Origin of the sequence: Mycolicibacter nonchromogenicus (assembly GCF_002101775.1) — a bacterium.
GTDB classification, from domain to species: domain Bacteria; phylum Actinomycetota; class Actinomycetes; order Mycobacteriales; family Mycobacteriaceae; genus Mycobacterium; species Mycobacterium nonchromogenicum.
Genome location: NZ_LQPI01000042.1, coordinates 1 through 22485 on the forward strand (window position 1 = coordinate 1; position 22485 = coordinate 22485).

General features: G+C 67.4%; 20 protein-coding genes, 2 pseudogenes and 1 other annotated feature. Of the genes and pseudogenes, 8 read left to right on the plus strand and 14 right to left on the minus strand.

Translation table 11 applies throughout. The annotated features are described in order from the left end of the window. Positions 1-237 (plus strand): annotated as a pseudogene (locus AWC18_RS10565) (IS110 family transposase); the annotation flags it as partial. A 41-nt stretch (positions 238-278) separates the two neighbouring features. On the opposite strand, the gene mutM reads toward AWC18_RS10565, so the two are convergent. The 4 genes from mutM to sepIVA are packed head-to-tail and all read right to left on the minus strand — an operon-like array spanning position 279 to position 3228. Then, positions 279-1124 (minus strand): bifunctional DNA-formamidopyrimidine glycosylase/DNA-(apurinic or apyrimidinic site) lyase, encoded by an 846-nt coding sequence (mutM, locus tag AWC18_RS10570; protein ID WP_085138694.1) that lies wholly within the window; start codon positions 1122-1124, stop codon positions 279-281. 2 nt (positions 1125-1126) lie between these two features. Then, positions 1127-1846, minus strand: a complete 720-nt coding sequence (gene rnc, locus AWC18_RS10575; RefSeq protein ID WP_064997028.1) for a ribonuclease III — start codon at positions 1844-1846, stop codon at positions 1127-1129. Then, positions 1843-2451: a YceD family protein gene (locus tag AWC18_RS10580; protein ID WP_082960988.1), complete on the minus strand. Its 609-nt coding sequence runs from the start codon at positions 2449-2451 to the stop codon at positions 1843-1845. The genes rnc and AWC18_RS10580 overlap by 4 nt, the downstream gene beginning before the upstream one ends. A 39-nt stretch (positions 2452-2490) precedes the next feature. After that, the gene (gene sepIVA, locus AWC18_RS10585; RefSeq protein ID WP_064997027.1) at positions 2491-3228 is read right to left on the minus strand and encodes a cell division protein SepIVA; all 738 of its coding nucleotides are present in this window, start codon (positions 3226-3228) and stop codon (positions 2491-2493) included. A gap of 144 nt (positions 3229-3372) precedes the next feature. On the opposite strand from sepIVA, the gene purU reads away from it, so the two are divergent. The 4 genes from purU (at position 3373) to AWC18_RS10605 (ending at position 5944) form a co-directional block, all read left to right on the plus strand. Continuing rightward, positions 3373-4305 carry a formyltetrahydrofolate deformylase gene (gene purU / locus AWC18_RS10590; protein WP_234806494.1) on the plus strand — a complete coding sequence of 311 codons (933 nt, stop codon included), beginning with the start codon at positions 3373-3375 and terminating at the stop codon, positions 4303-4305. A gap of 40 nt (positions 4306-4345) precedes the next feature. Next, positions 4346-4900: a DUF4334 domain-containing protein gene (locus tag AWC18_RS10595; RefSeq protein WP_085138695.1), complete on the plus strand. Its 555-nt coding sequence runs from the start codon at positions 4346-4348 to the stop codon at positions 4898-4900. Between the two features lie 75 nt (positions 4901-4975). Further along, the gene (locus tag AWC18_RS10600) at positions 4976-5629 is read left to right on the plus strand and encodes a TetR/AcrR family transcriptional regulator (RefSeq protein WP_085138696.1); all 654 of its coding nucleotides are present in this window, start codon (positions 4976-4978) and stop codon (positions 5627-5629) included. A 78-nt stretch (positions 5630-5707) separates the two neighbouring features. Continuing rightward, positions 5708-5944, plus strand: a complete 237-nt coding sequence (locus AWC18_RS10605) for a hypothetical protein (RefSeq protein ID WP_085138697.1) — start codon at positions 5708-5710, stop codon at positions 5942-5944. Positions 5945-6041: 97 nt separating this feature from the next. Here AWC18_RS10605 and AWC18_RS10610 read toward each other — a convergent pair whose 3' ends face one another. Continuing rightward, a complete protein-coding gene (locus AWC18_RS10610; protein WP_064997023.1) occupies positions 6042-7310 on the minus strand; it encodes a GIY-YIG nuclease family protein in 1269 nt (422 codons plus the stop codon). Positions 7311-7525: 215 nt separating this feature from the next. Between AWC18_RS10610 and AWC18_RS10615 the strand changes: the two are divergent. Next, a pseudogene (locus tag AWC18_RS10615) lies at positions 7526-8786 on the plus strand (IS3 family transposase). After that, positions 7825-7956: a sequence feature (AL1L pseudoknot), on the plus strand. (Overlaps the previous pseudogene by 132 nt.) A 301-nt stretch (positions 8787-9087) precedes the next feature. On the opposite strand, the gene coaD reads toward AWC18_RS10615, so the two are convergent. The 6 genes from coaD to AWC18_RS10645 all read right to left on the minus strand — a co-directional run bounded on the left by coaD (position 9088) and on the right by AWC18_RS10645 (position 16141). Beyond that, positions 9088-9564, minus strand: a complete 477-nt coding sequence (coaD, locus tag AWC18_RS10620; RefSeq protein WP_085138822.1) for a pantetheine-phosphate adenylyltransferase — start codon at positions 9562-9564, stop codon at positions 9088-9090. 52 nt (positions 9565-9616) lie between these two features. Then, positions 9617-10171, minus strand: a complete 555-nt coding sequence (rsmD, locus tag AWC18_RS10625; RefSeq protein WP_085138698.1) for a 16S rRNA (guanine(966)-N(2))-methyltransferase RsmD — start codon at positions 10169-10171, stop codon at positions 9617-9619. Positions 10172-10214: 43 nt separating this feature from the next. Next, positions 10215-13598 carry a pyruvate carboxylase gene (locus AWC18_RS10630; RefSeq protein ID WP_085138823.1) on the minus strand — a complete coding sequence of 1128 codons (3384 nt, stop codon included), beginning with the start codon at positions 13596-13598 and terminating at the stop codon, positions 10215-10217. A 9-nt stretch (positions 13599-13607) separates the two neighbouring features. Continuing rightward, the gene (locus AWC18_RS10635) at positions 13608-14219 is read right to left on the minus strand and encodes a vitamin K epoxide reductase family protein (RefSeq protein WP_085138699.1); all 612 of its coding nucleotides are present in this window, start codon (positions 14217-14219) and stop codon (positions 13608-13610) included. Beyond that, positions 14216-14971, minus strand: coding sequence for a DsbA family protein (locus AWC18_RS10640; RefSeq protein ID WP_085138700.1), 756 nt, complete (start codon positions 14969-14971; stop codon positions 14216-14218). Before AWC18_RS10640 ends, AWC18_RS10635 begins: the two co-directional genes overlap by 4 nt. 66 nt (positions 14972-15037) lie before the next feature. Continuing rightward, the gene (locus tag AWC18_RS10645) at positions 15038-16141 is read right to left on the minus strand and encodes an alpha/beta hydrolase (protein ID WP_085138701.1); all 1104 of its coding nucleotides are present in this window, start codon (positions 16139-16141) and stop codon (positions 15038-15040) included. On the opposite strand from AWC18_RS10645, the gene AWC18_RS10650 reads away from it, so the two are divergent. Continuing rightward, entirely contained in the window at positions 16140-16985 is an 846-nt protein-coding gene (locus tag AWC18_RS10650) for an aldo/keto reductase (protein WP_207504728.1), read from the plus strand. The two genes, AWC18_RS10645 and AWC18_RS10650, sit on opposite strands and share 2 nt — an antisense overlap. A gap of 1 nt (position 16986) precedes the next feature. Next, positions 16987-17826, plus strand: coding sequence for an aldo/keto reductase (locus AWC18_RS10655; protein WP_064997018.1), 840 nt, complete (start codon positions 16987-16989; stop codon positions 17824-17826). Positions 17827-17853: 27 nt separating this feature from the next. Here the strand turns inward: AWC18_RS10655 and AWC18_RS10660 are convergent, their stop codons facing one another. Genes AWC18_RS10660 through fakA form a run of 3 tightly spaced genes read right to left on the minus strand, consistent with a single transcriptional unit; the run spans position 17854 to position 22450 of the window. Then, positions 17854-18570 (minus strand): HNH endonuclease family protein, encoded by a 717-nt coding sequence (locus AWC18_RS10660; protein ID WP_064997017.1) that lies wholly within the window; start codon positions 18568-18570, stop codon positions 17854-17856. Beyond that, positions 18567-20798 (minus strand): ATP-dependent DNA helicase RecG, encoded by a 2232-nt coding sequence (gene recG / locus AWC18_RS10665; protein ID WP_085138702.1) that lies wholly within the window; start codon positions 20796-20798, stop codon positions 18567-18569. The genes AWC18_RS10660 and recG overlap by 4 nt, the downstream gene beginning before the upstream one ends. Before the next feature lie 2 nt (positions 20799-20800). Next, on the minus strand, positions 20801-22450 hold the full coding sequence (gene fakA / locus AWC18_RS10670) for a fatty acid kinase ATP-binding subunit FakA (RefSeq protein ID WP_085138824.1): 1650 nt from the start codon (positions 22448-22450) through the stop codon (positions 20801-20803). Positions 22451-22485: the final 35 nt, after the last annotated feature.

Genomic DNA, 22485 nt, shown 5'->3' on the forward strand with positions numbered 1-22485 from the left:
CGGTCAGGAAACCGTCAACTCAACGCCGCCCTGCACCGCATCGCCATCACCCAACTGCGCATCCCCGACAGTGCCGGGCAACGCTACTACCGGCGCCGCCTCGCCGACGGCAAGACCACCAAAGAAGCCCTACGCGCCCTCAAACGCCACCTCGCCCGCACCGTCTACCACCGCCTCCACACCGACGAAGCAGCCCGAACCACCCCACCAACCAACGACCTCCACACCGCCGCTTGACATAGGAGCAATGCCCGCTCGCCGAAAGAGGGGGACGGCGGTCAGCGTTGGCAGTTCGGGCAGAAGTACGACGATCGGTTCATGAACTTCACCCGCCGGATCGGCGTTCCGCAACGCCGGCACGGCTGATCTTCACGGCCATAGGCGTCCAATGACCGGCTGAAGTAACCGGATTCACCGTTGACGTTGACATACAGCGAGTCGAACGAGGTGCCCCCGGCTGCCAGGGCGTCGTTCATCACCTCCGCTGCGGCAGCCAGCAAGGCCCGCAGCCGGGGCCGCGACAGCCGGTCGGCCGTTCGGGTTCCTCGAATTCCCGCCCGCCACAGTGCTTCGTCGGCATAGATGTTTCCGATTCCCGACACCACAGTCTGGTCGAGCAGCTGGCGTTTGATCTCGGAGTGCTTGCGGCGCAGCACTTCGACCACAGATTCGGCATCGAAGCGCGGGTCGAGCGGGTCGCGGGCGAGATGGGCGACCGGCACCGGCAGCATGCTCCCGTCCACGGCGACCAGATCGGTGAGCTGCCACCCCCCGAAGGTCCGCTGGTCGACGAAGCTGACCTTCATGCCGTCGTCGAGCACGGCGGCGATCCGCAGGTGCCTGGTGTCGGGCAACTCGCCGAGCAGCATCTGACCACTCATGCCCAGGTGCACCACCAGCGCCGCGTCGGCGGCGACTCCGCTCAGCAGCAGCCACAGGTACTTGCCCCGCCGGTCGGTGCCCGTGATCTGCGCGCCCAGCAGCCGGCCGGTCAGATCGGCGGGACCGGCCTCATGCCGGCGCACCGCCCGTGGATGGTGTACCCGCACCGCGGTGATCGTGCGCCCGACCAAGTGCTCATTGAGACCACGCCGAACCACCTCGACTTCGGGAAGTTCCGGCATTCTCAGGCCTGCGATGCGTCTTTCACCGCAGCCGACGCGTCCAAGGCCTGCCAGGCCGCCGCGGCGGCCTTCTGCTCGGCTTCTTTCTTGGTCCGGCCGACGCCGGTGCCGTATGCGGTGTCGGAGACGACGGCCGTCGCGGTGAACTCGCGGTCGTGGTCGGGTCCGGTGGAGGTGACCCGATAAGACGGCACACCCAGTCCTCGGGCGGCCGTCAGTTCCTGAAGACTGGTCTTCCAATCCAGTCCGGCGCCCAGAGTGGCCGCAGTGTCGAGCAGCGGACCGAACAGGCGCAGAATCACCTCGCGCGCGGTGTCGATTCCGTGCTGGAGATAGATCGCCCCCAGCAATGACTCCATCCCGTCGGCCAGGATGCTGGATTTGTCTGCGCCGCCGGTGTTTTCCTCACCCCGGCCGAGCAACAGGTGGGCCCCCAGACCATCCTCGGTCAGGCCCCGCGCCACATCGGCCAGGGCGGACGTGTTGACCACGCTGGCCCGCAGCTTGGCCAGATCTCCTTCGGGCCGGTCCGGGTGGCGGTGAAACAGCTCGTCGGTGATGGTCAGTCCGAGTACGGCATCACCCAGGAACTCCAGGCGCTCGTTGGTGGGCAGGCCACCGTGCTCATAGGCGTAACTGCGATGGGTGACGGCCAGCGTGAGCAGGTCGTCGTCGAGGTCCACGCCGAGTGCGTCCAGCACGGCTTGCCGGGGTCGGCTCACCGCTCACCGTCTCCGCTCGGTGCGGAGTCTTCCTGCGGTTCCAGCATTCCCGCCAGTTTCGCCCAGCGCGGATCGATTTTGTCGTGGTGGTGGCCGGGCTCGGCGGTGGCCAGCACCTCCCCGCAGTCCGGGCACAGTCCCGGGCAGTCGGGAGTGCACAGCGGGGACAACGGCAGTGCCAGGCCGACCGCGTCGACGATGGCCTGCTCCAGATCCACCGCGTCGTCGACGACGCGGCCCATCTCGTCCTCGTCAGTGGTGGCGTCGGTGGTGCTGTCCGGGTAGGCGAACAACTCAGTCAACTCGACTTCGATCTCGCCGGTCAGCGGTTGCAGGCAACGCGCGCATTCGCCCGCGGTGGACGCCGAGACCACCCCGGTGACCAGAACGCCCTCGGAGACCGACTCCACTCGCAGATCCAGCTCGACTGCGCCGTCTGCTGGAATCGCCACCAGATCCAGCCCGATGCGGGTCGGGCTGATCCGCTGCTCGTGCAGCGGCATCAACGCGCCGGGGCGCCGCCCCAACCGGGAGACGTTGACCACGAACGGCGCAGGCAGCTGCCGTCGCGTTGCGTTGATACCTGCGCCGGTGTGCCTCGCCATGCCGCGATTCTACGCAGCGCGCTACGGGGCGTTCCCGGGTCAGCGAGTCGCGTAGTCGTGGGTGCCCGCGGCGGTACGCAGCTGGTGCCGACCACGGTTGATCGAGCGCAGCGTGCCGTTGAGGAAGTCCTCGAACTCAGCCAGCTTGGCGTCGACGTAGATGTCGCATTCGCCGCGCATCCGGTCGGCCTCGGCGTGTGCCGAATCGATCAGCCGGGTGGATTCGGCGCGGGCCGCGGTCACGACCTCGTTCTGCGAGACCAGCCGCTGCTGCTCCTTGATGCCCTCCTGCACGGCCTTCTCGTAGGCGGCGTTGCCGCTCTCGACCAGCCGGTCGCATTCGGCCTGGGCGCGGCTGGTGGCGGTCTCGAACTCACGCTTGGCGGTGGCGCTCAGCCGCGCCGCTTCCTCGCGGGCTTCGGCGAGCATTCGCTCGCTGTGTCCGCGGGCCTCGGCCACCATCCGGTCAGCCTGGCCCTTGGCGTCGGCCAGCAACCGGTCGGCCTCCGCGCGAGCATGGCTGACCAGCGAGTCTGCTTCGGCGGTGGCCGAGCTGACCATCGACTCCGCGTGCTCCTTGGCCTCGTTGAGGACCGAGTCGCGGGCGTCCAGGACGTCTTGGGCGTCGTCCAGCTCGCCGGGGATGGCGTCACGGATGTCGTCGATCAGTTCCAGGACGTCACCACGAGGGACCACGCAGCCTGCCGTCATCGGCACGCCACGGGCCTCTTCGACAATGGAGCCCAGTTCGTCAAGGGCTTCGAACACTCGGTACACGGCAGCACCCTCCAGGCATAGTTGTTGTTACTAGTGTGCCCCGTGTTACGCGTGTGACTGTGTTAAGTCGCCCGGTGTGTCGGATTCTCGTTCACTCCCCCGGTAGCCTGGCCCGTTGAAGTCGAAGATCGGCGAAGGGCGGCCATGACACACAGTGCTGGGGGCCACGGGGGCACCGCGACGTCCGGGCAGGGCTATCCACAACAGTCCGGGACGCAGGCGAGCACCGATATCGGCCGACTGCTGCTGAGCTGTCGCGACAGTCACGGCATCATCGCCGCGGTCAGCGCCTTTCTGGCCGAGGCCGGAGCGAACATCATCTCGCTGGATCAGCACTCGACCGCTCCCGAAGACGGGACCTTCGTGCAGCGGGCGATCTTTCACCTGCCCGGGCTGACGGCGGCCCTGGACGGACTCCAAGAGCGCTTCGGCGCCACGGTCGCCCAGCGGTTCGCGATGGACTACCGGTTCACCGCTGCGGCCAAGCCCAAGCGAGTGGCGATCATGGCGTCCAAGACCGACCATTGCCTGCTGGACCTGTTGTGGCGCAACCGCCGCGGCGAGCTGGAGATGAATGTGGTGATGGTGATCTCCAATCACCCGGATCTGGCCGAGCAGGTGCGCCCGTTCGGGGTGCCGTTCTTCCACATCCCGGCAACCCGCGACATTCGCGCCGAGGCCGAGCAGCGTCAGCTGCAGTTGCTCTGCGGCAACGTGGATCTGGTGGTGCTGGCCCGCTACATGCAGATCATCACCGGCGATTTCATCGACGCGGTGGGCTGCCCGTTGATCAACATCCACCACTCCTTCCTGCCGGCGTTCATCGGCGCAGCGCCCTATCAGCGAGCGCGCGAACGCGGCGTGAAACTGATCGGCGCCACCGCGCACTACGTCACCGAGGTGCTCGACGAGGGTCCGATCATCGAACAGGATGTGGTGCGGGTGGACCACACCCACAGCGTCACCGATCTGGTGCGCTTGGGCGCCGATGTGGAGCGGGCAGTGTTGTCTCGGGCGGTGCAGTGGCACTGCCAGGACCGAGTGCTTCGGGTAGGCAACGAGACGGTGGTGCTCTAAGCGACTCCGCGGGTGACCTCTGTCAAGTACGGTGTTGCCCATGGCCGTCCAGGACTTGTTTTCGCACGTGCCGACGACCACCGCCGAGGCGTGTGAGGTCTTCGACGCCGCCGACCCGGTCGACCCCGATTTCATGATCGGCACCTGGCATGGATCCGAGCTGCCGACCGGTCACCCGCTCGACGGCCTGTTGGCGGCCAGCGGTTGGTGGGGCAAGCAGTTCGTGGATGCCGAGACGGTCCATCCGCTGTTGTTCCCCACCCGGGACGGGTCTGCACTGTGGGCGTTCAACCCGGTGCTGGCGTTCAGCGTGCTCGGGCTCGCCACCAAGGTGCCGGCTCTGAAGAACCGCGCATTCGGCGGGTCGATCGCCGTGCTGCAGCCACTGGTGCGCACCCGTTCGCCCCGGGCTCGGCTGCGCACCACACGGTTCCGCGGTGTCGACAGCGCCACGATGGTCTATGACCAGGCCCCGGTCAACGATGTCTTCCGGCGCCTGTCCGATGACGCGGTGATCGGCGCAATGGACCTGCGGGGCTCGTCTTCTCCGTACTTCTTCGTGTTGTGCCGGGACGACTCGCTGAAATTGGCCTGACCGCCGTCGATTTCACCGGCCGCGTGCCACGTATAGCCCTTAGATCGCCGGCCCTCCCGTGGTAAGCAATACGGTGTGCAGACCAAGCGACGAGGACGTCCGCGACTGGTGGCCTCCAGCAGGCCGGGCAGCAGTGCCCGCGAGGAAATCCTCGACGCCGCGGCGGAACTGTTCACCACCGTCGGCTACGCCGCCACCTCGACGCGGCGCATCGCCGAGAGCGTCGGGATCCGGCAGGCCTCGCTGTATCACCACTTTGCCGCCAAGGACGACATCCTCGACGCCCTGCTGGCCGGGACCGTCGACTCCTCCCTGCAGCTGGCCGCCGAGCTGCTGGCCGAGGGCGGACCAAGCGCTTTCCGGTTACACACGCTCGTGGTCGCCGATACCGCTCAATTGTGCGGCGGTGCCTGGAATCTGGGCACCCTGTATCTGCTGCCGGAACTTCGGCTCGAGCGCTTCGCCGCATTCCGGGCCCGCCGCGGTGAGTTGCGCAGCCACTACCAAGAGCTGTCGCGCGCGGTGATCGCCGACCATGACGGCCCCGCAGACGCCGAAGACCTGCCGTTTCGGTTGGCGGAGGCGGTGATCAACCACCGCTCCGACGACGGCTCCTGCCCGCCGGATTATCCGTGGACCATTGCCGAAGCGGCACTACGCGTTCTGGGCTACACCGGTGACTTCACCGCCATCCGCAAGAGCACCGAGGGACGGCTCGGGTCGGCCTGACGGCGCCGGCACCTTTGTCGTGTTCCGCCGTGTTCGAGAACCGAGGCTCCAATTCGTGTCCGCTCCTCCTGCCATGCTGTGGTTTATGACCTCGATCGCACGGTGGCCGTTGCCGGGGTGCGGAATCGGGGCATCGGCAACCACGTCGAGTTGATGTCGGTGGGCGACCTATTGGTGGCGGCGCAGTTCGTCATTGGCGGTACTGGCAAGCGCATCCCAGTCGTGGTGGACGGTGCGAGAGCGCCGCGGTCGCTGGAGCAGACGCTGGCCGCGTGGCGGGTTACAAGTTCAGTGGACGACGGCAGCTGGGTGTAGGCGTTCCTGGACGACGCGAACGGTGGCAGTGTCCCACGCCGGTGATGCGCCGTTGGCGACGCAGCTTGCGTCGGCGGACCGGCAAGGTGCTGTTCGCCTAGGACTCCAACACCTCAGAGTGCAGCAGCATGTCCACGAGTGCCTTGATCTCGGTCGGGTTCGTCATAAACCACTCTGCACCTGGACCATCGATCTTGCGGCCTCGCAGGTCGAGGACAGCGTGAACTGCGCGTTCCAAACGAAGGGCATTGGGGTGTTTGACGGAGAGCACCAGGCGGGGGTGTTCGGGGAGCGCGGTGCCCACTTGAGCGGAAATACGTGCCTCGGGTGTGAGACGGGTGAATCCAACTTTGTGGGGCCAATGGCTCTTGCCGGTGGCATCTGCCAGCTGCGCGTAAGTAGGTAGGTCGTAGACGTAGACGTAGTGAAGCTCGGCGGTGGATTCATCTTCAGGGGGATCCTCGCCGTCGCTGTGGATGTAGTCGGCTGCCGAATCTGGCGATGATTCCACTTCGGCTGCTGCGTGTTTATCGAAGGCGATGCGTATGCTCTCTCCGCTATCGGGAAACCGCCACAATCCGTACCCGCCTTCTACGGACTCGATTAAGCCGTCGCGACGGAGGTCGCTGAGTCCGGTTCGGACTGCATCCTTAGGTTCCATAAGTGGCGGAAGTCCACCGCGCGAAAGGTGGTACTGCATTACTCCGTCGATGATGGTGTTGCGTCTGACCATCTGGCCGCCGAACAACTGCATCGCCAGTCTGCCGGCAAGGCTCGGAGTGAGGGTGATGCCTGCATTTTCGTAATTTGTGTCGGCGCTCGGATCCGGCGTAACTCCTTGCGGCGGAGTTGCGTCGAGCGGGACCGGCTGGCCGATCCCATCGGCTGCGAAACGCCACATTCCGAAACCGCCCTCTACGGACTCGACGAGGCCGTCTCGGGCCAGGAGTTTCAAACCTTGTTTACAGACAGTGAGCGGGTCCATCGTTGGGCCAATGCCCCCACGCGAAAGATGATGCTCCATAACCGTGTCCGCGATGGTCTTGCGTTTGACCATTTGCCCGTCGAAAAGCATCTCTGCCAGCTTCGCGAACAGTCTCGGTGTGAGGGCGATGCCTGCGTACTCGTAGGCCGCTCCTGTTGCGGGTACCGGGTCCAGTGTGTTTGGAGCAATCGCGGGAGCGGATTGGGGCGAATGGGGCGCGGTTTGGATGGTTTGAGCGCCGCCAATCCTCCACATCCCAAAGCCGCCGTCGACACTCTCGACTTGGCCGCTCTTGTTCAGTTGATTTAAGGCTCTCTTAGCGATCCTGTCGAGGGGCTGGACCCCTTCCGCACCACCGTTGCTCAGGTGGTACTGGTTCACGGCGGCCGCTAGATCATTGCGTCGAATCAATTCGCCGGGACACAGTTGGACAGCTAGGCGTGCGAACAGTCCTGGACTGAGTGGCACCCTTGCGTATCGGTAGACCTCCCCGGCCATGCATCAGAGCATAGACAGCACCTGCGACGGGTGTGTTGGCGTTCTGAATCGCCCTGGAAATGCCGGAGGCTCCTGACCTTGGAAACGAGGATGGAGTCATGCCGAAGGAGCAGTCGCCGGGGAAGCCGACCACACGCCGCTACAGCCCGGAGGAGAAGGCCGCCGCGGTGCGGATGGTCCGGACCCTGCGCACCGAGTTGGGCGCCGAGCAGGGCACGGTGGCGCGGGTGGCCCGCCAGCTGGGCTACGGCGTGGAGTCGGTGCGGTCCTGGGTGCGACAGGCCGACATCGACGAGGGCCTGGCCCCGGGAGTCTCGACCGCTGAATCACGCAGGGTCCGCGAGCTCGAGCAGGAGATTCGAGAACTCAAGCGTGCCAACGAGATCCTGAAACGAGCAGCCAGTTTCTTCGGGGCGGAGCTCGACCGCCAACACAAGAAATAGTCGCCTTCATCGACGCCCAGCGGGCGGAGTTCGGGGTCGAGCCCATCATCGCTGTCCTGCGCACCGCAGGGGTGTCGATGGCCCCGAGTACCTACTACGACACCAAGACCCGGGCGCCGTCGGCGCGGGCCCAACGTGACGCCGTCCTCACCCCGGTGCTGGTGTCGCTCTGGGAGGACAACTACAAGGTCTATGGGGCCCGCAAGCTGTGGAAAGCGGCACGTCGGGCCGGATATGACGTGGGCCGTGACCAGGTGGCCCGGCTGATGCGGGCGGCCGGCATCGAAGGCGCGCGACGCGGCAAACGGGTCAAGACCACCCGAGCCGACCCGGCCGCCGATCGGCATCCCGACCTGGTCAAGCGGAAGTTCACCGCGAGCGCGCCGAACGCGCTGTGGGTGACCGATCTGACGTTCGTGCCGACCTGGGCCGGGGTGGCCTACGTGTGCTTCCTGATCGATGCGTTCAGCAGGATGATCGTCGGGTGGCGGGTGGCCTCGCACATGCGCACCACCATGGTGCTCGATGCGATCGAGATGGCTCGCTGGTCGCGGGGAACTCTGTTGTCGGGCTTGACATGTCACTCCGATGCCGGGCGCAGTTCACCTCGATTCGCTATGGTGAACCGCTCGCCGAGATCGGTGCGGTGCCCTCCATCGGGAGCATCGGGGACAGCTTCGACAACGCCCTGGCCGAGACGGTGAACGGCTATTACAAGGCCGAGTTGATCTACGGACCCGCCCGCAGCGGGCCGTGGAAGACCGTCGAGGACGTCGAGCTGGCCACCCTGGGCTGGGTGCACTGGCACAACACCACCCGCCTACACGGCTACCTCGATGACCTACCGCCGGCCGAGTTCGAAGCCGCGTTCTACGATGCCCAACGGAGCGACCAACCCCTGGTCGAAATCCAATAGCCCGAGCCTCCGGCGGATCCAGGGCGATTCATTCCGACTCAGCCGATTTGCTTACCGGTGGGCCGCAGCTTTTGTGTCAGCGCCCCCGCGCGCACTGAACTTCCACGCAACCCGGCAAACCACTGCACCCGCATGCTGACCAGCCAACCACCCACCGTCGCACCCTGGCCCAGCCCCACCGGCGAACACGCCCAATAGTGTTGGTGCCAAACCTTCCAAACCCAAGCACCACCTGCGCCCAACTGAGAACCTTGGCTGGGCGATCACCGATCCGCGGCGGCGGAGACGAATACCGTCGCTACTAAGAGCCCAGCTTGGCGGCCAGCCTGCGGTTAACCGGCGGGGGCAACAGGTCGGAGACATCGCCGCCCATCGACGCGACCTCTTTCGCCAGCGACGACGACACAAACGAGTACCGCGGAGCGGTCGCGACGAAAAACGTGTCGACACCGGCGATGTGCTTGTTCATCTGGGCCATCTGCAGCTCGTACTCGAAGTCGGTGCCGGTGCGCAGGCCCTTGACGATGGCGGTCAGCCCCCGCTCGCGGACGAAGTCGACCACCAGTCCCCGGCCCGACTCCGCGCGCACGTTGGGCAGATGCGCGGTGGCTTCGGCGATCATCTCGAGGCGCTCGTCGAGGGTGAACATGCCCTTCTTGGCGGGATTGATCAGGACGGCGGCCACCACCTCGTCGAATTGGGCCGCTGCGCGTTCCAGGATGTCGACGTGTCCCAATGTCACCGGATCAAAGGAACCGGGGCATACCGCTCCACTCATGGTGCTCGACGCTAGCAGCAGATCGGCCCGATTGCGGCGACCCACTACGGCGCTACTCCCGCTCGGCCAACTCCAGGCGGGTGTCGCCGTAACGGCGCGAGGGCCAAGCGTCCCAGCCCGGGGGCCACGCCACCGCGGGACTGGCGGCGGACCGTTCGATCAGCACGACCGTGCCCGGGCCTGCCCAGCCGCCGGCGGTCAACAAGCCCGGCAGCGCATCGATCGCGGCGGCATCGACCTCGTAGGGCGGATCGGCGAACACCAGATCTACCGGATGGTCGGTGCCCCCGGCCAGCACCGCGGCCACCGTGCCGCGGCGCAGCACGGCACCGGCCAGCCCCAGCGCGCCGATGTTGGCGGCCAGCACGTCGGCGGCGCGGCGGTCCGATTCGACGAACAGCGCTGACGCGGCGCCCCGAGACAGCGCCTCCAAGCCGAGCGCCCCCGACCCCGCATAGAGGTCCAGCACCGACATCCCGGTCAGATCCATCCGGGAATCGAGCACATTGAACAGCGCCTCACGCACCCGATCGGTCGTCGGCCGGGTGCCGCGCGGCGGCACGGCCAGGCGTCGTCCCCCGGCCGCCCCCGCGACGATGCGGGTCATCCGCGCCGCCCAGCATTGCGTCGCGCTGCGTCGTCACCGGCGATCAGCTCAGCACCACCAGCAGGTCTCCGCCTTCGACCTGTGCGGTCGCGGCTACCGCCACCCGCGCGACGGTGCCGTCGGCCGGCGCGGTGATGGCCGCCTCCATCTTCATCGCCTCGATGGTGGCCACCGTCTGTCCGGCGGCGACCTTGTCTCCCTCGGCAACCCCGATGGTGACCACACCGGCAAACGGCGCCGCGACATGGCCCGGCTTGGTGCGGTCGGCCTTTTCGGCGACCGGCACTTCGCTGGCGATGCTGCGGTCACGCACCTCGACCGGCCGCAGCTGACCGTTGATGATGCACATCACCGTCCGCATGCCGCGTTCGTCCGGCTCGGAGATGGCCTCGAGCCCGATCAGCAGCTCCACCCCACGCTCCAGCCTGACCCGGTGCTCCTCGCCTTGGCGCAGGCCATAGAAGAACTGGTTGGCCGACAACCGCGAGATGTCGCCGTAGAGTTCCCGATGCGTCTCGAATTCCTTTGTCGGGCCGGGGAACAGCAGATGATTCAGCCGGGCCCGGCGTTGCGGGCCAGAACGTGCCAGTACCGCCTCGTCGTCGGCCGAAAGCTCCTGCACCTTCCCGGCCGGGCCGCGGCCCTCAAGTGCCTTGGTCCGCAACGGCTCCGGCCAGCCGCCGGCCGGCTCGCCCAGCTCGCCGCGCAGAAAGCCGATCACCGAGTCCGGGATGTCGACCCGGGACGGGTCGGCGGCGAACTCGTCGGCGGTCACGCCGGCACCGACCAGTGCCAGCGCCAGATCGCCGACCACCTTCGAACTCGGAGTCACCTTGATCAGCCGACCGAGCACGGCATCCGCAGCGGCATAGTTGTTCTCGACGTCCTCGAACCGATCCGCCAACCCCAGCGCCTTGGCCTGCTGGTGCAGGTTGGACAGCTGACCGCCGGGAATCTCATGGCGGTACACCCGACCGGTCGGCGCCGCCATTCCGGACTCGAACGGCGCGTACACCTTTCGCAGCGCCTCCCAGTACGGCTCCAAGTCACCGACGGCGTCCAGCGAAATCCCGGTGTCGTAGTCGGTCTGGGCTGCCGCGGCGATGATCGAGCTCAGCGCCGGTTGGCTGGTGGTGCCCGCCAGCGGCGCGGCCGCGCCGTCGACGGCGTCTGCCCCGGCTTGCCAGGCCGCGATGTAGCTGGCCAGCTGACCACCCGCGGTGTCGTGGGTGTGTACGTGGATCGGCAGGTCGAACCGACTGCGCAAAGCGCTCACCAGCGTGGTGGCCGCGGCGGGGCGCAGCAGGCCGGCCATGTCCTTGATCGCCAGCACGTGGGCGCCGGCGTCCACGATCTGCTCGGCAAGCTTGAGGTAGTAGTCCAGTGTGTAGAGCGTTTCGCCCGGACTGCTCAGATCACCGGTGTAACACATCGCGACTTCGGCTACCGCACTGCCGGTTTCGCGCACCGCGTCGATGGCGGGAAGCATCGAGTCGACGTTGTTGAGCGCATCGAAGATCCGCAAGATGTCGACACCGGTCTCGGTAGCCTCCTCGACAAACGCCGAGGTCACCAGCTCCGGGTAGGGCGTATACCCGACCGTGTTGCGCCCGCGCAGCAACATCTGCAGACAGATGTTGGGCAGCGCCTCGCGCAGCGCCGCCAGCCGCTCCCACGGGTCTTCCTTCAGAAACCGCAGCGCCACATCGTAAGTCGCGCCGCCCCAGCATTCGACCGACAGCAGCTGCGGCATGGTGCGGGCCACGTACGGCGCCACCTTGACAAGCCCACTGGTACGCACCCGGGTAGCCAGCAACGACTGGTGGGCGTCACGGAAGGTGGTGTCGGTGACCGCGACTGCCGGCGATTCCCGCAACCAGCGGGCGAACCCCTCGGGACCCAGCTCGGTCAGTCGTTGTTTGGACCCCGCCGGCGGCGGGACCGACAGGTCCACCTCGGGCAGCTTGTCACGCGGATACACCGTCGACGGTCGGGTGCCGTGCGGCCTGTTGACCGTGACGTCAGCCAGGTAGTTCAAGATCTTGGTCCCGCGGTTGGCCGACGAGCGCGCAGTGAGCAGTTGCGGGCGCTCGTCGATGAACGACGTGGTGATGTGCCCGGCGGAGAAGTCCGGGTCGTCGAGCACCGCCTGCAGGAACGGGATGTTGGTGGCCACCCCACGGATGCGGAACTCCGCGATCGCCCGCCGAGCCCTCTTCACGGCGGTGGGGAAATCCTTGCCGCGACAGGTCAGCTTGACCAGCATCGAGTCGAAGTGGGCGCTGATCTCAGCACCCAGGTTGGTGCCGCCGTCCAGTCGGATGCCCGCCCCGCCCGGGCTGCGGTAGGCGCTGATTCGTCCGGTGTCGGGCCGAAATCCGTTGGCCGGGTCCTCCGTAGTGATCCGGCATTGCAGTGCAGCCCCGTGCAGCGTGATCGACTCCTGCGAGAGGCCAAGGTCCGCCAGCGATTCACCGGCCGCGATCCGCAGCTGCGACGACACCAGGTCGACGTCGGTGATCTCCTCGGTGACGGTGTGCTCCACCTGGATTCGCGGGTTCATCTCGATGAAGACGTGGTGGCCACGCTCGTCGACCAGGAACTCCACCGTGCCCGCGCACGTGTAACCGATGTGGCGCGCGAACGCGACGGCGTCCGCGCAGATCTTCTCGCGCAGAGCCGGATCGAGGTTGGGTGCCGGCGCCAACTCCACGACTTTCTGATGCCGGCGCTGCACGCTGCAGTCACGCTCGTAGAGGTGAATCACGTTGCCGTGGTTGTCGGCCAGGATCTGCACCTCGATGTGGCGCGGGTTGAGGACCGCCTGCTCGAGGTACACGTGCGGGTCGCCGAACGCCGAGTCCGCTTCCCGGCTGGCCGCTTCCACCGCTTCGGCCAGCCCGCCGATGTCGGTGACCCGGCGCATCCCGCGCCCACCGCCACCGGCGACCGCCTTGACGAACAGCGGGAATGACATGTCTTGGGCCGCGGCCAGCAGTTCCTCGACCGAGGCCGACGGCGCCGAGGATGCCAGCACCGGCAGTCCGGCCTCCCGCGCGGCCGCCACCGCCCGGGACTTGTTGCCGGTCAGCGACAACAGCTCCGCGCTGGGGCCCACGAAGGTGATGCCCGCATCCGCACAGGCCTCCGCCAGTTCGGGATTCTCCGACAGGAAGCCGTAACCGGGGTAGATGGCGTCGGCCCCGCATCGCAGTGCGGTGTTGACGATCTCGTCGACCCACAGGTATGCGCGTACCGGATGACCCTCTTCGCCGATCTGGTACGACTCGTCTGCCTTGAGACGGTGCAGTGAGTTGCGGTCCTCGTACGGGTAGACGGCCACGGTGCCGATCCCGAGTTCGCAGGCGGCCCGAAAAGCACGGACAGCGATCTCTCCGCGGTTGGCCACCAGAACTTTGGAGATCACCATGCACCCCTACAACAGCGTTACCCAGTAATCCTGAAACCGAATAAATATCAACAGGAATAACGCAATAAACCATAACGCAACGATGGTCCAACGCCATCGGTGCAAATGGTGCAATTTATTGCGTATACCGGTCTGCTCCGATGTTAGGGCTGCGAATATCACCAGCAGGCACAATGTGACGGACCACACCACCATGCAGTACGGGCACAGCGCACCGATCCGGTACAGACTCTGGAAGATCAGCCAGTGCACGAAGCCGGCACCGGCCAGGGTGCCGAGCGTCAAGCCCACCCAATACCATTGCGGCAAAGGCACTTTCGCGACAGTTAACACGCCCGTGACAACCACCACGGTGAAGGCGACGATCCCCATCAGCGGGTTGGGGAAGCCCAGGACGGACGCCTGCGGGGTGACCATCACCGAACCGCAGGACAGCACCGGGTTGAGATTGCACGACGGCACATACCCCGAGTCGGTGAGCAGCTTGATCTTCTCGACGGTCAGTGTGACCGAGGCGGCCAATCCGATGACGCCGCCGATCAGCACCGCCCAGGCCCGCGACGCCGCGACCGGCGGCGCGGGGGCGGGCGATTCGACCGCCGGGCCGGTGACGGTCACGACTCAGAAGCCGGCACGTCCATGCCCGGCACGTCACCGACGATCTCGCGGATCTTGGCGACCAGGGCCTCCGGAGTCGAGGGCCGGTAGTCCTCACCGTTGATGCGCAGGGTGGGAGTGGCGTGAATGCCTCCGGCCGCAGCCATACCGCCGACCATCTTGAGGTACTTGCCACTGTTGATGCACGCCGGAACACCGCCGACCACCCCGGCCTGGCGGGCCAGCTCGATCAGGCGCTTGTTGTCGGGGAAGTCGGTGCCGATCTCCGAGGGCTGCAGCTGCTCGGTGTAGAGCGCGGTGTGGAACCGGCGGAATGCGTCGATGTCCTCGTCGGCGACGCAGTAGGCGGCGGCACCGGCGCGCGAGGAGTAGTTGTCGTTCTGCGGCCGGTCCAGGATCGCGACCATGTGGTAGTCGGCCGCGATGGCCCCGCTGTCGATCAGCCGCGACACGGTCGGGCCGAAGGCCCGCTCGAGGTTGCCGCAGGCCGGGCAGAGGAAGTCCTCGTAGAAGGTCAGCACGGCCTTGGGCTCGTCGGTCCCCTCCTTGGTGACCAGCTTGCTGGAGGTGACCCGGATCGCCTCGCCGGCGCCGGCGCCCTTCTTGTGACCGTTGGACACCACGATGTAGCCGATGAGCCCCACCGCGAAGACCACCACGATGGCCACGAGGCCGATCTGCATTGCGAGGTTGCGCTTCTGATCGCTGGCCCTCAGGCCGGAGACGACGGGGCGTTTGGGTTTGCTGGCCACAGTCGGTTGGTCCTCGTGTTCGGTGGTCGGTTTCGCGGTTCAGCCTACCGGCGTGAGCTCCGGAGCTCAGCCTCGGCTGAGGTGCGCGCGCAGCGCCGAGATCAACTCACTGGTCGCGGTCGCGCTGCCACCTCCCAACGGAAACAGGTTGATGAAGGCGTGCGTCAACGACGGCATCCGCCGCAGATCCACCACCACTCCGGCCTCCCGTAATGCCTCCGCGAACGCTTCGCCTTCGTCGTGCAGCGGGTCGAACCCGGCGACGGCCACCAGTGCGGGCGGCAGCCCCGACAGGTCGCCGGCCAGCAGCGGTGATACCCGCGGGTCGGTCGGGTCCACCTGCGAGCGGCCCACGTACTGGTCGGTGAACCAGTCGATGTCGTGCTTGGTCAGCAGAAAGCCGTCGCCGTAGAGGGTGCGAGAACGGGTCTGGGCGGTGCAGTCGGTGATCGGATAGATCAGCCACTGCAGGATGGGCGCCGGGCCGCCGTCGTCGCGGGCCCGCAGCGCGACCGCGGCGGCCAGATTGCCGCCGGCGCTGTCCCCGCCGACCGCTACCCGCCCCGGAATCCCGCCCAGCTCTTCCGCATGGTCATAGGCCCAGCGGAATGCCGCAACAGCGTCGTCGAACGCGGCCGGCGCCGGGTGCTCGGGCGCCAGCCGATAGTCGATCGACAGCACCGCGACGTCGGCGTCTCGACAGGTCAGCCGGCAGATCGCGTCGTGGCTGTCCAGGTCGCCGATCACGAATCCGCCACCGTGATAGAAGACCAGCAGACACTTGGCACCACCACCGACCGGGCGGTAATGCCGAGCCGGGATGTCGCCGACCGGGCCGGGCAACACGATGTCGCGCACATCGACGTGGATATCGCCGCCGCCGAGCCCGGCGCCCGTCTCGCGCAACTGGGCGCGCGAGGCCTCCGCGTCGTCGTCGATGACCAACCCGTTGATGCCCATGGCGCGCTGCGCGGCCAGCGTCAACCGCAGGGTGGGGTCCAAGGTCTTGCCGTCGATGGTCACCGCACGCCCACCGGTCATCACCCGCTGGACCCCGATCGGCAGCGCCGGCATCACCTTCAGGCCGACCGCCATCAACGGGCCCTGCAGCCGGTCCGCCCAGCGCGCGCCCCGGCCGGAACCGGACCCGCCTGGCAGACTTCGTGTCATGGCTGCCGGAGACAACTTGCGTTCGGTCACGCTCAACGACGGTAATTCCATCCCCAGCGTCGGTTTCGGGGTTTACAAGATTTCGCCCGCCGAGACCGAGGAAGCGGTGCGCACCGCGCTGGCCGCCGGATACCGCCATATCGACACCGCGGCCCTCTACGGCAACGAGCGGGAGGTGGGCCGGGCCGTCGCGGCATCCGGCCTGCCGCGTGACGAGGTGTACCTGGTCACCAAGGTGTGGAACGCCGACCAGGGCTACGACTCGACATTGACGGCATTCGACGCGAGCATGGACCGCCTCGGCCTGGACGTTCTGGACCTGTACCTCATCCACTGGCCGCTGCCGGCGGCCGGCAGGTACGTGGAGACCTTCCGGGCGCTGGCCCACCTGCGGGATCAGGGCCGGATCCGCTCCATCGGGGTGAGCAACTTCATGCCTGAGCACCTCGAGACACTCATCGACGGAACCGGGATCGTGCCGGTCGTCAACCAGGTCGAGCTGCACCCGCGTTTCAGCCAGCCCGAACTGCGTCAGCTACACGCCCGGCTCGGAATCGCCACCGAAGCCTGGGCGCCCCTGGGGCGGGGTTCGCTGCTGACTCATCCGGTTGTTTCCGATGTGGCGCGGCGGTGCGGGAGGACAGCGGCGCAGGTGCTGATCCGGTGGCATATCCAACTGGGTAATATTGTGATTCCGAAATCGGTGCACCCGGAGCGCATCGTCGGCAACTTCGACGTGTTCGACTTCGAGCTCGGCGCGGCAGAGATGGCCGCGATATCCTCGCTCGACGACGGCGCCCGACTGGGACCCGATCCGCGAACATTCGATTACACAGGTAGGTGAAATGACGTCGGGCACTGCGATCCCCACCGTCACCCTCAACGACGACCGCACCATGCCGGTTCTGGGCATCGGGGTGGGCGAGTTGTCCGAAGCCGAGGCCGAGCGTGCGGTCTCGACGGCACTGGAGCTCGGCTGCCGGTTGATCGACACCGCCAAGGTGTACGGCAACGAGGCCGCGGTCGGCCGCGCCATCGCCGCGTCGGGGATCCCGCGCGAGGAGGTGTTCGTCACCACCAAGCTGGCCAACGCCGACCAGGGGTTGACCGCCGCAATCGAAGCCTGCAAGGCCAGCCTGGAGCGGCTCGGACTGGACTATGTGGACCTGTACCTGGTCCACTGGCCGGCTCCGTCGCTGGGCATGTATGTCGACAGCTACGGCGGACTCATCCAGACTCGCGAGCTGGGGCTGACCCGGTCCATCGGGGTGTCCAACTTCACCGAGTCTCACCTCGACGACGTGATCGAGCTGGCGTTCGAGACGCCGTCGGTCAACCAGATCGAACTGCACCCGCTGCTCAACCAGGCAGAGCTGCGCGCCGCCAACGCCGAGCGCGGCATCATCACGCAGGCCTACAGCCCACTGGCGGTGGGCCGGTTGCTCGACCACCCGACCGTGACGTCGATCGCCGGTGAGTACGGCAAGACCCCGGCGCAGGTGCTGATCCGGTGGAACCTGCAATTGGGCAACGCCGTGGTCGCCCGGTCGGCCCAGCCCGAGCGCATCGCGGCCAACCTCGACGTGTTCGGCTTCGAGCTGGCCGACGAGCACATGGAGAGCCTCAACGGCCTCAATGACGGCACCCGGGTGCGGGAAGACCCGCTCACCTACGCCGGTATCTGATTGCCACCCCCGGCGCCGGCTGGTCGGTTATCCGGCCGGGCAGGTGGCCGCTGCCGCACGCAGCACGTCGGCGGAGGGCTGGTCGAGGCGTAGCGCGTAGCCCCGCACGACCGTGATGAAGGCGATGGCGTACTGGCACGCGAACGCGCTGTTCGGCGGCATCCACTGCCCCGGTCCCGCATCGCCCTTGTCCTGGTTGCCCTGCCCGGCGACCGCCAGCAGGTTGGCCGGGTCGTTGGCGAAGCGCACTCGCTGTCGATACGGCCAGGCTGAGGCCCCCATGTCCCACGCATACGCCAGCGGCACGATGTGGTCGATCTGCACCGCCTCGCCGACCTTCGCGCCGCGGGTGAAGGCGATGACGGCGTTGGTGTAGGGATCGTGCAGGGTTCCGGTGGCCACCGCGTCGGGACAGCGCTTGGTCGACACATGCGTGATGTCCACCAGATCCCGGTTGAGGATGTCATCGCGGGTGTCGCAGCCGTTGTGTCCGCCCGGCGCGTCATTGTCGTCAGTCCAGGCGTCGCCGTACAGCGCACGGCGGTAGTCGTGACGGTGGGTGCGGGCCGCAACCACGGTGATGCCGGCCAGGACATCGGTGCCGGCTGCCACCGTGGGCATGCCGGCCTGCGCCGTCAGGGCCCGGCTGCGATGGCCCACGGCCGACACCGTCTGGTAGGCCACCACCACGGCGAGCAACGCCGCCACGGCTAGCCACAGCAGCGTTTTGCGGCTCGGGTTCATGCCTTGCCCAGGTATTCGATGTCTGTGAACTGCGCAGCCAGCGAGGCCAATCCGCGATCACCCGGGTTTGCCTTCCACGCCTGGTCACACCACGCGCGAGCAGCCTCGATGACCTCGCCGTGGTCGGTCAGCGACAGCAGCTTCAGGCCGCCGCGCCAACCGGACTGGTTACGGCCCAACACGTCTCCCTCACCGCGCTCGCGCAGGTCCAGATCGGCCAGCGCAAACCCGTCCAGCGTGCCGGCTACGGCCTCTAGTCGCTTGCCCGCCCGGGACCCCTCGGAGGCGGTGGTGACCAGCAGGCATAGGCCGGCGTGCTCACCGCGGCCGATCCGGCCACGCAGCTGGTGCAGCTGACTGATGCCGAACCGGTCGGCGTCGGCCACCACCATCACCGTTGCGTTCGGCACGTCGACGCCGACCTCGATCACCGTGGTGCACACCAACACGTCGACAGTTCCGGATCGGAACGCGCTCATCACCGCGTCCTTCTCGTCGCTGGACAGTCGGCCATGCATCAGCCCGAGCCGCAATCCGGCCAGCGGTCCGGCTCCCAGTCGCTGGAAGAGGTCCACCGCCGTCGCTGAGGGGCGGGTCGCACCCTGCTCCTGATCGCCGACCTGTGCCGCTTCATCGGTCTCGTCGATGCGCGGCGCCACCACGTAGGCCTGCCGGCCGGCCGCGACCTCTTCACGGATCCGTTGCCAGGCCCGCTGCAGCCAGGCCGGTTTGGACTTCTCGAAGATCACCGAGGAGCGGATCGGCTGGCGCCCGCGGGGCAACTCGCGCAGCGTTGAGGTCTCCAGGTCCCCGTAGACGGTCAGGGCGACGGTGCGCGGGATCGGAGTGGCCGTCATCACCAGCAGGTGTGGGGTTATGCCGTCGGGCGCCTTGGCGCGCAACTGATCCCGCTGTTCCACACCGAAGCGGTGCTGCTCGTCGATGACGACCATGCCCAGCTTGTGAAACTCCACGGCGTCCTGCAGCAGGGCGTGGGTACCGACCACGATCCCGGCGGTGCCTGCGCTGATCTCCGCGCGGACCTGCTTCTTGGTGGCCGCCGGCATCGATCCGGTCAGCAGTGCCACCGCGGTCGCATTGTCGGCCCCGCCGAGCTGGCCTCCCAGCGCCAGCGGGCCGAGCATGTCCCGAATCGATCGAACATGTTGGGCGGCAAGCACTTCAGTCGGAGCCAGTAGCGCGCACTGGTAACCCGCATCCACCATCTGCAGCATCGCCAGCAGCGCCACGATCGTCTTTCCGGAGCCGACCTCGCCCTGCAGCATCCGGTTCATGGGGCGCGACGCGGCCAGTTCGGACTGCAGTACCTCGAGCACCTCCCGCTGCCCGGCGGTCAGCTCGAAGGGCAACCGCCCCAACAGTTCCCGGGCCAGGCCATCGTCGCGGGCCGGGGCCGGCGGACCGGATTCGGAGAGCTCACCATTGCGGCGCACCGCCAGGGCCCACTGCAGACCGACCGCCTCGTCGAAGGTCAGTCGCTCGCGAGCCCGCGCCCGCTGCGCGGCGCTCTCGGCCAGGTGGATGGCACGAAGCGCCTCGTCCTCACTGATCAGGCCGCGCTCGGCGCGCAGCGCGGCAGGCAGCGGATCCGGAATGGGGTCCAAGACCTCCAGAACCTGTCGCACACAGGCGAAGATGTCCCAGCTCTGCAATTTGGTGCTGGCGGGATAGATCGGATAGCAGGCTCGCTCGAACTCCGACTGCAGCACTTCACCACTGATCTTCTGCGAGGCATCGGCGATGTTGCGCAGCGAGTCGCTGCCGAAGTTGTCGTTGTCCGACCCGTCGAGGATGAGGAAGTCGGGATGGGTCAACTGCAGTTTGCGGTTGAAGTAGCCGACCTCGCCGGACAGCATCACCCGGGTTCCGGGGGTGAGCTTGTACTTGAGGCCACGCGCGTTGAAGAACGTCGCACTGACCTTTTTCTGGCCGGTCCCCAGGGTGATCACCAGGTATTCGTTGGGTCGCCGACCCTGTTGCCGTTTCATCGGTTTGGCCACGGCGGTGGTGATGGTGTCGACCAGGGTGATGTGTTCGCCCTCGAGCGCCTGCGCGTCGTCGAGGCCGCGTTTCGTCGCGCCCTCGACGTAGCTGCGCGGATAGTGCCGCAGCAGGTCGTCGACGGTGCGGATGCCGAAGAACTCATCGAGTTTTCCGGCCGTATCGGAACCCACGATGTAGTCCAGCCGGTCGCTCAGGGTGACCATCGCTACTCGACCCCGATCAGCAGTGCGTCCCCCCGATGTCCGGTGAAGTAGGTCGCCAGTTCGGTTCCCGGGTGCTGGTCGTGCACATGCCGGGACAAGACGTCCACCACATCTTCTTCCAGCCCGTCGACGCCCGCCCCGAACAGCACCGTGACCAGCTCACCACCTGCAGCCAGCAGCAGATCGATCAGGCCGATCGCGGCGGCGCCGACATTGCGCGCCACGATCAGCACCTCGTCGCCGGCGATGCCCAGGCCGTCGCCGGGCTGGCAGGAACCGGCCCAGGTCAGCGCCTGTTCGGTGGCCACCCGGACCGATCCGAGCCGGGTGCTGCCGGCGGCGCGGGCCATGGTGTAGCCGTCGTCGACCACCGGACGGCCCGGATCGTGGACCGCCAGGGCGGACAGCCCCTGCACCATCGAGCCGGTCGGCACCGGCACCACGTCGATACCCCAGCCGATGGCCGCGGTGCAGCCCGCCACCAGTTCCTCGGCGGCGACGTAGCCGTTGGGCAGCAACATCACCTGCGCTGCCCCGGTGTCCACGACCGCCCGCAGCAGTTGCTGGGCGGAGATCATCATGGCCGGCTCGGCACAGTGTGGGTCGGGCCGCAGCACGCAGGCGCCTTCGGAGTCGAACAGCGCCTCGGCGCCGTCGCCGTCGACCACGGCCAGCACCGCCCGCTCGCGGACCCAGCTGCCCGGGGACGGGCCGGTGGCCCCGGCCAGGGCCGAGATCTGAATTCGCCGCGGCCGGCCGAACGCCAGGCCCGCCTCGACGGCGGCACCGGCGTCATCGGTGTGCACATGCACCGAATATCCGCCGACCACCCCCGAGGTGGCGATCACGACCGATTCGCCGAGCTGGTTCAGCCGTTCGCGCAGGGCCTCGGTGTCTTCGGGGCTGCATTCACCCAGCAGGTACATCACCTCGAACTGGGGCGCGGGCGGCTCGGTGCCCGCCTCCGGCGACCGGGGGCGCGGCGACGGCTGATACACCGGGCGAACCGGTGCCTGTCCGGTGATCGTGGAGCGCAGCGCGTCGAGCAGCACCAGCAGCCCGCGACCACCCGCGTCGACCACTCCGGCGTCGGCCAGCACGTCGAGCTGGGCGGTGGTCGCCTCCAGTGCCTCGGCGGCCGCGTCGGTGCCGGCCACCAGGGCCGGGCCCAGCTCGGCTCCCTGCGCCGCGCACCGCTCGACGGCGGCGGCCGCGGCCTGCAGCACCGACACGATGGTGCCCGGGACCTCGCGGCCGCCCATCGAGGCGATCACCAGTTCGACTCCGTGCCGCAGGCCAGCGCCGAGCAGGGCGGTGTCGATGACGGCGACGGTGGGGTCGGCAGCGGTGACATCGGCCAGACCGCGCAATATCTGCGACAGAATCACCCCGGAGTTGCCCCGCGCACCGTGCAGCGCCCCGGCTGACAGTGCGGCCGCGACCCGGCCCACCTGGCCCGAGGCGGCCTCGGTGTTGGCCTCGGCCAGGGCTGAACGCATGGTGAACAGCATGTTTGTTCCGGTGTCGGAATCGGCGACCGGGAAGACGTTGAGCTGGTTGATCTCGTCGGTGTGGGTGATCAGGTCACCGACGGCGGTGTGTGCCCAGTCCCGCAAGGTCGCCGCATCCAGCCGACGATCGGGATTGCCCACCTCCACCCACCTTCCTGACGGCACCGCCGGTGGCC

Coding starts and splice junctions, on each gene's coding strand:
- mutM (WP_085138694.1), bottom strand. CDS start 1,124: ATGCCGGAACTTCCCGAAGTCGAGGTGGTTCGGCGTGGTCTCAATGAG.
- purU (WP_234806494.1), top strand. CDS start 3,373: ATGACACACAGTGCTGGGGGCCACGGGGGCACCGCGACGTCCGGGCAG.
- rsmD (WP_085138698.1), bottom strand. CDS start 10,171: ATGACCCGCATCGTCGCGGGGGCGGCCGGGGGACGACGCCTGGCCGTG.
- AWC18_RS10655 (WP_064997018.1), top strand. CDS start 16,987: ATGACGTCGGGCACTGCGATCCCCACCGTCACCCTCAACGACGACCGC.
- AWC18_RS10595 (WP_085138695.1), top strand. CDS start 4,346: ATGGCCGTCCAGGACTTGTTTTCGCACGTGCCGACGACCACCGCCGAG.
- AWC18_RS10650 (WP_207504728.1), top strand. CDS start 16,140: ATGGCTGCCGGAGACAACTTGCGTTCGGTCACGCTCAACGACGGTAAT.
- recG (WP_085138702.1), bottom strand. CDS start 20,798: ATGGTCACCCTGAGCGACCGGCTGGACTACATCGTGGGTTCCGATACG.
- AWC18_RS10580 (WP_082960988.1), bottom strand. CDS start 2,451: ATGGCGAGGCACACCGGCGCAGGTATCAACGCAACGCGACGGCAGCTG.
- AWC18_RS10660 (WP_064997017.1), bottom strand. CDS start 18,570: ATGAACCCGAGCCGCAAAACGCTGCTGTGGCTAGCCGTGGCGGCGTTG.
- AWC18_RS10645 (WP_085138701.1), bottom strand. CDS start 16,141: ATGACACGAAGTCTGCCAGGCGGGTCCGGTTCCGGCCGGGGCGCGCGC.
- coaD (WP_085138822.1), bottom strand. CDS start 9,564: ATGAGTGGAGCGGTATGCCCCGGTTCCTTTGATCCGGTGACATTGGGA.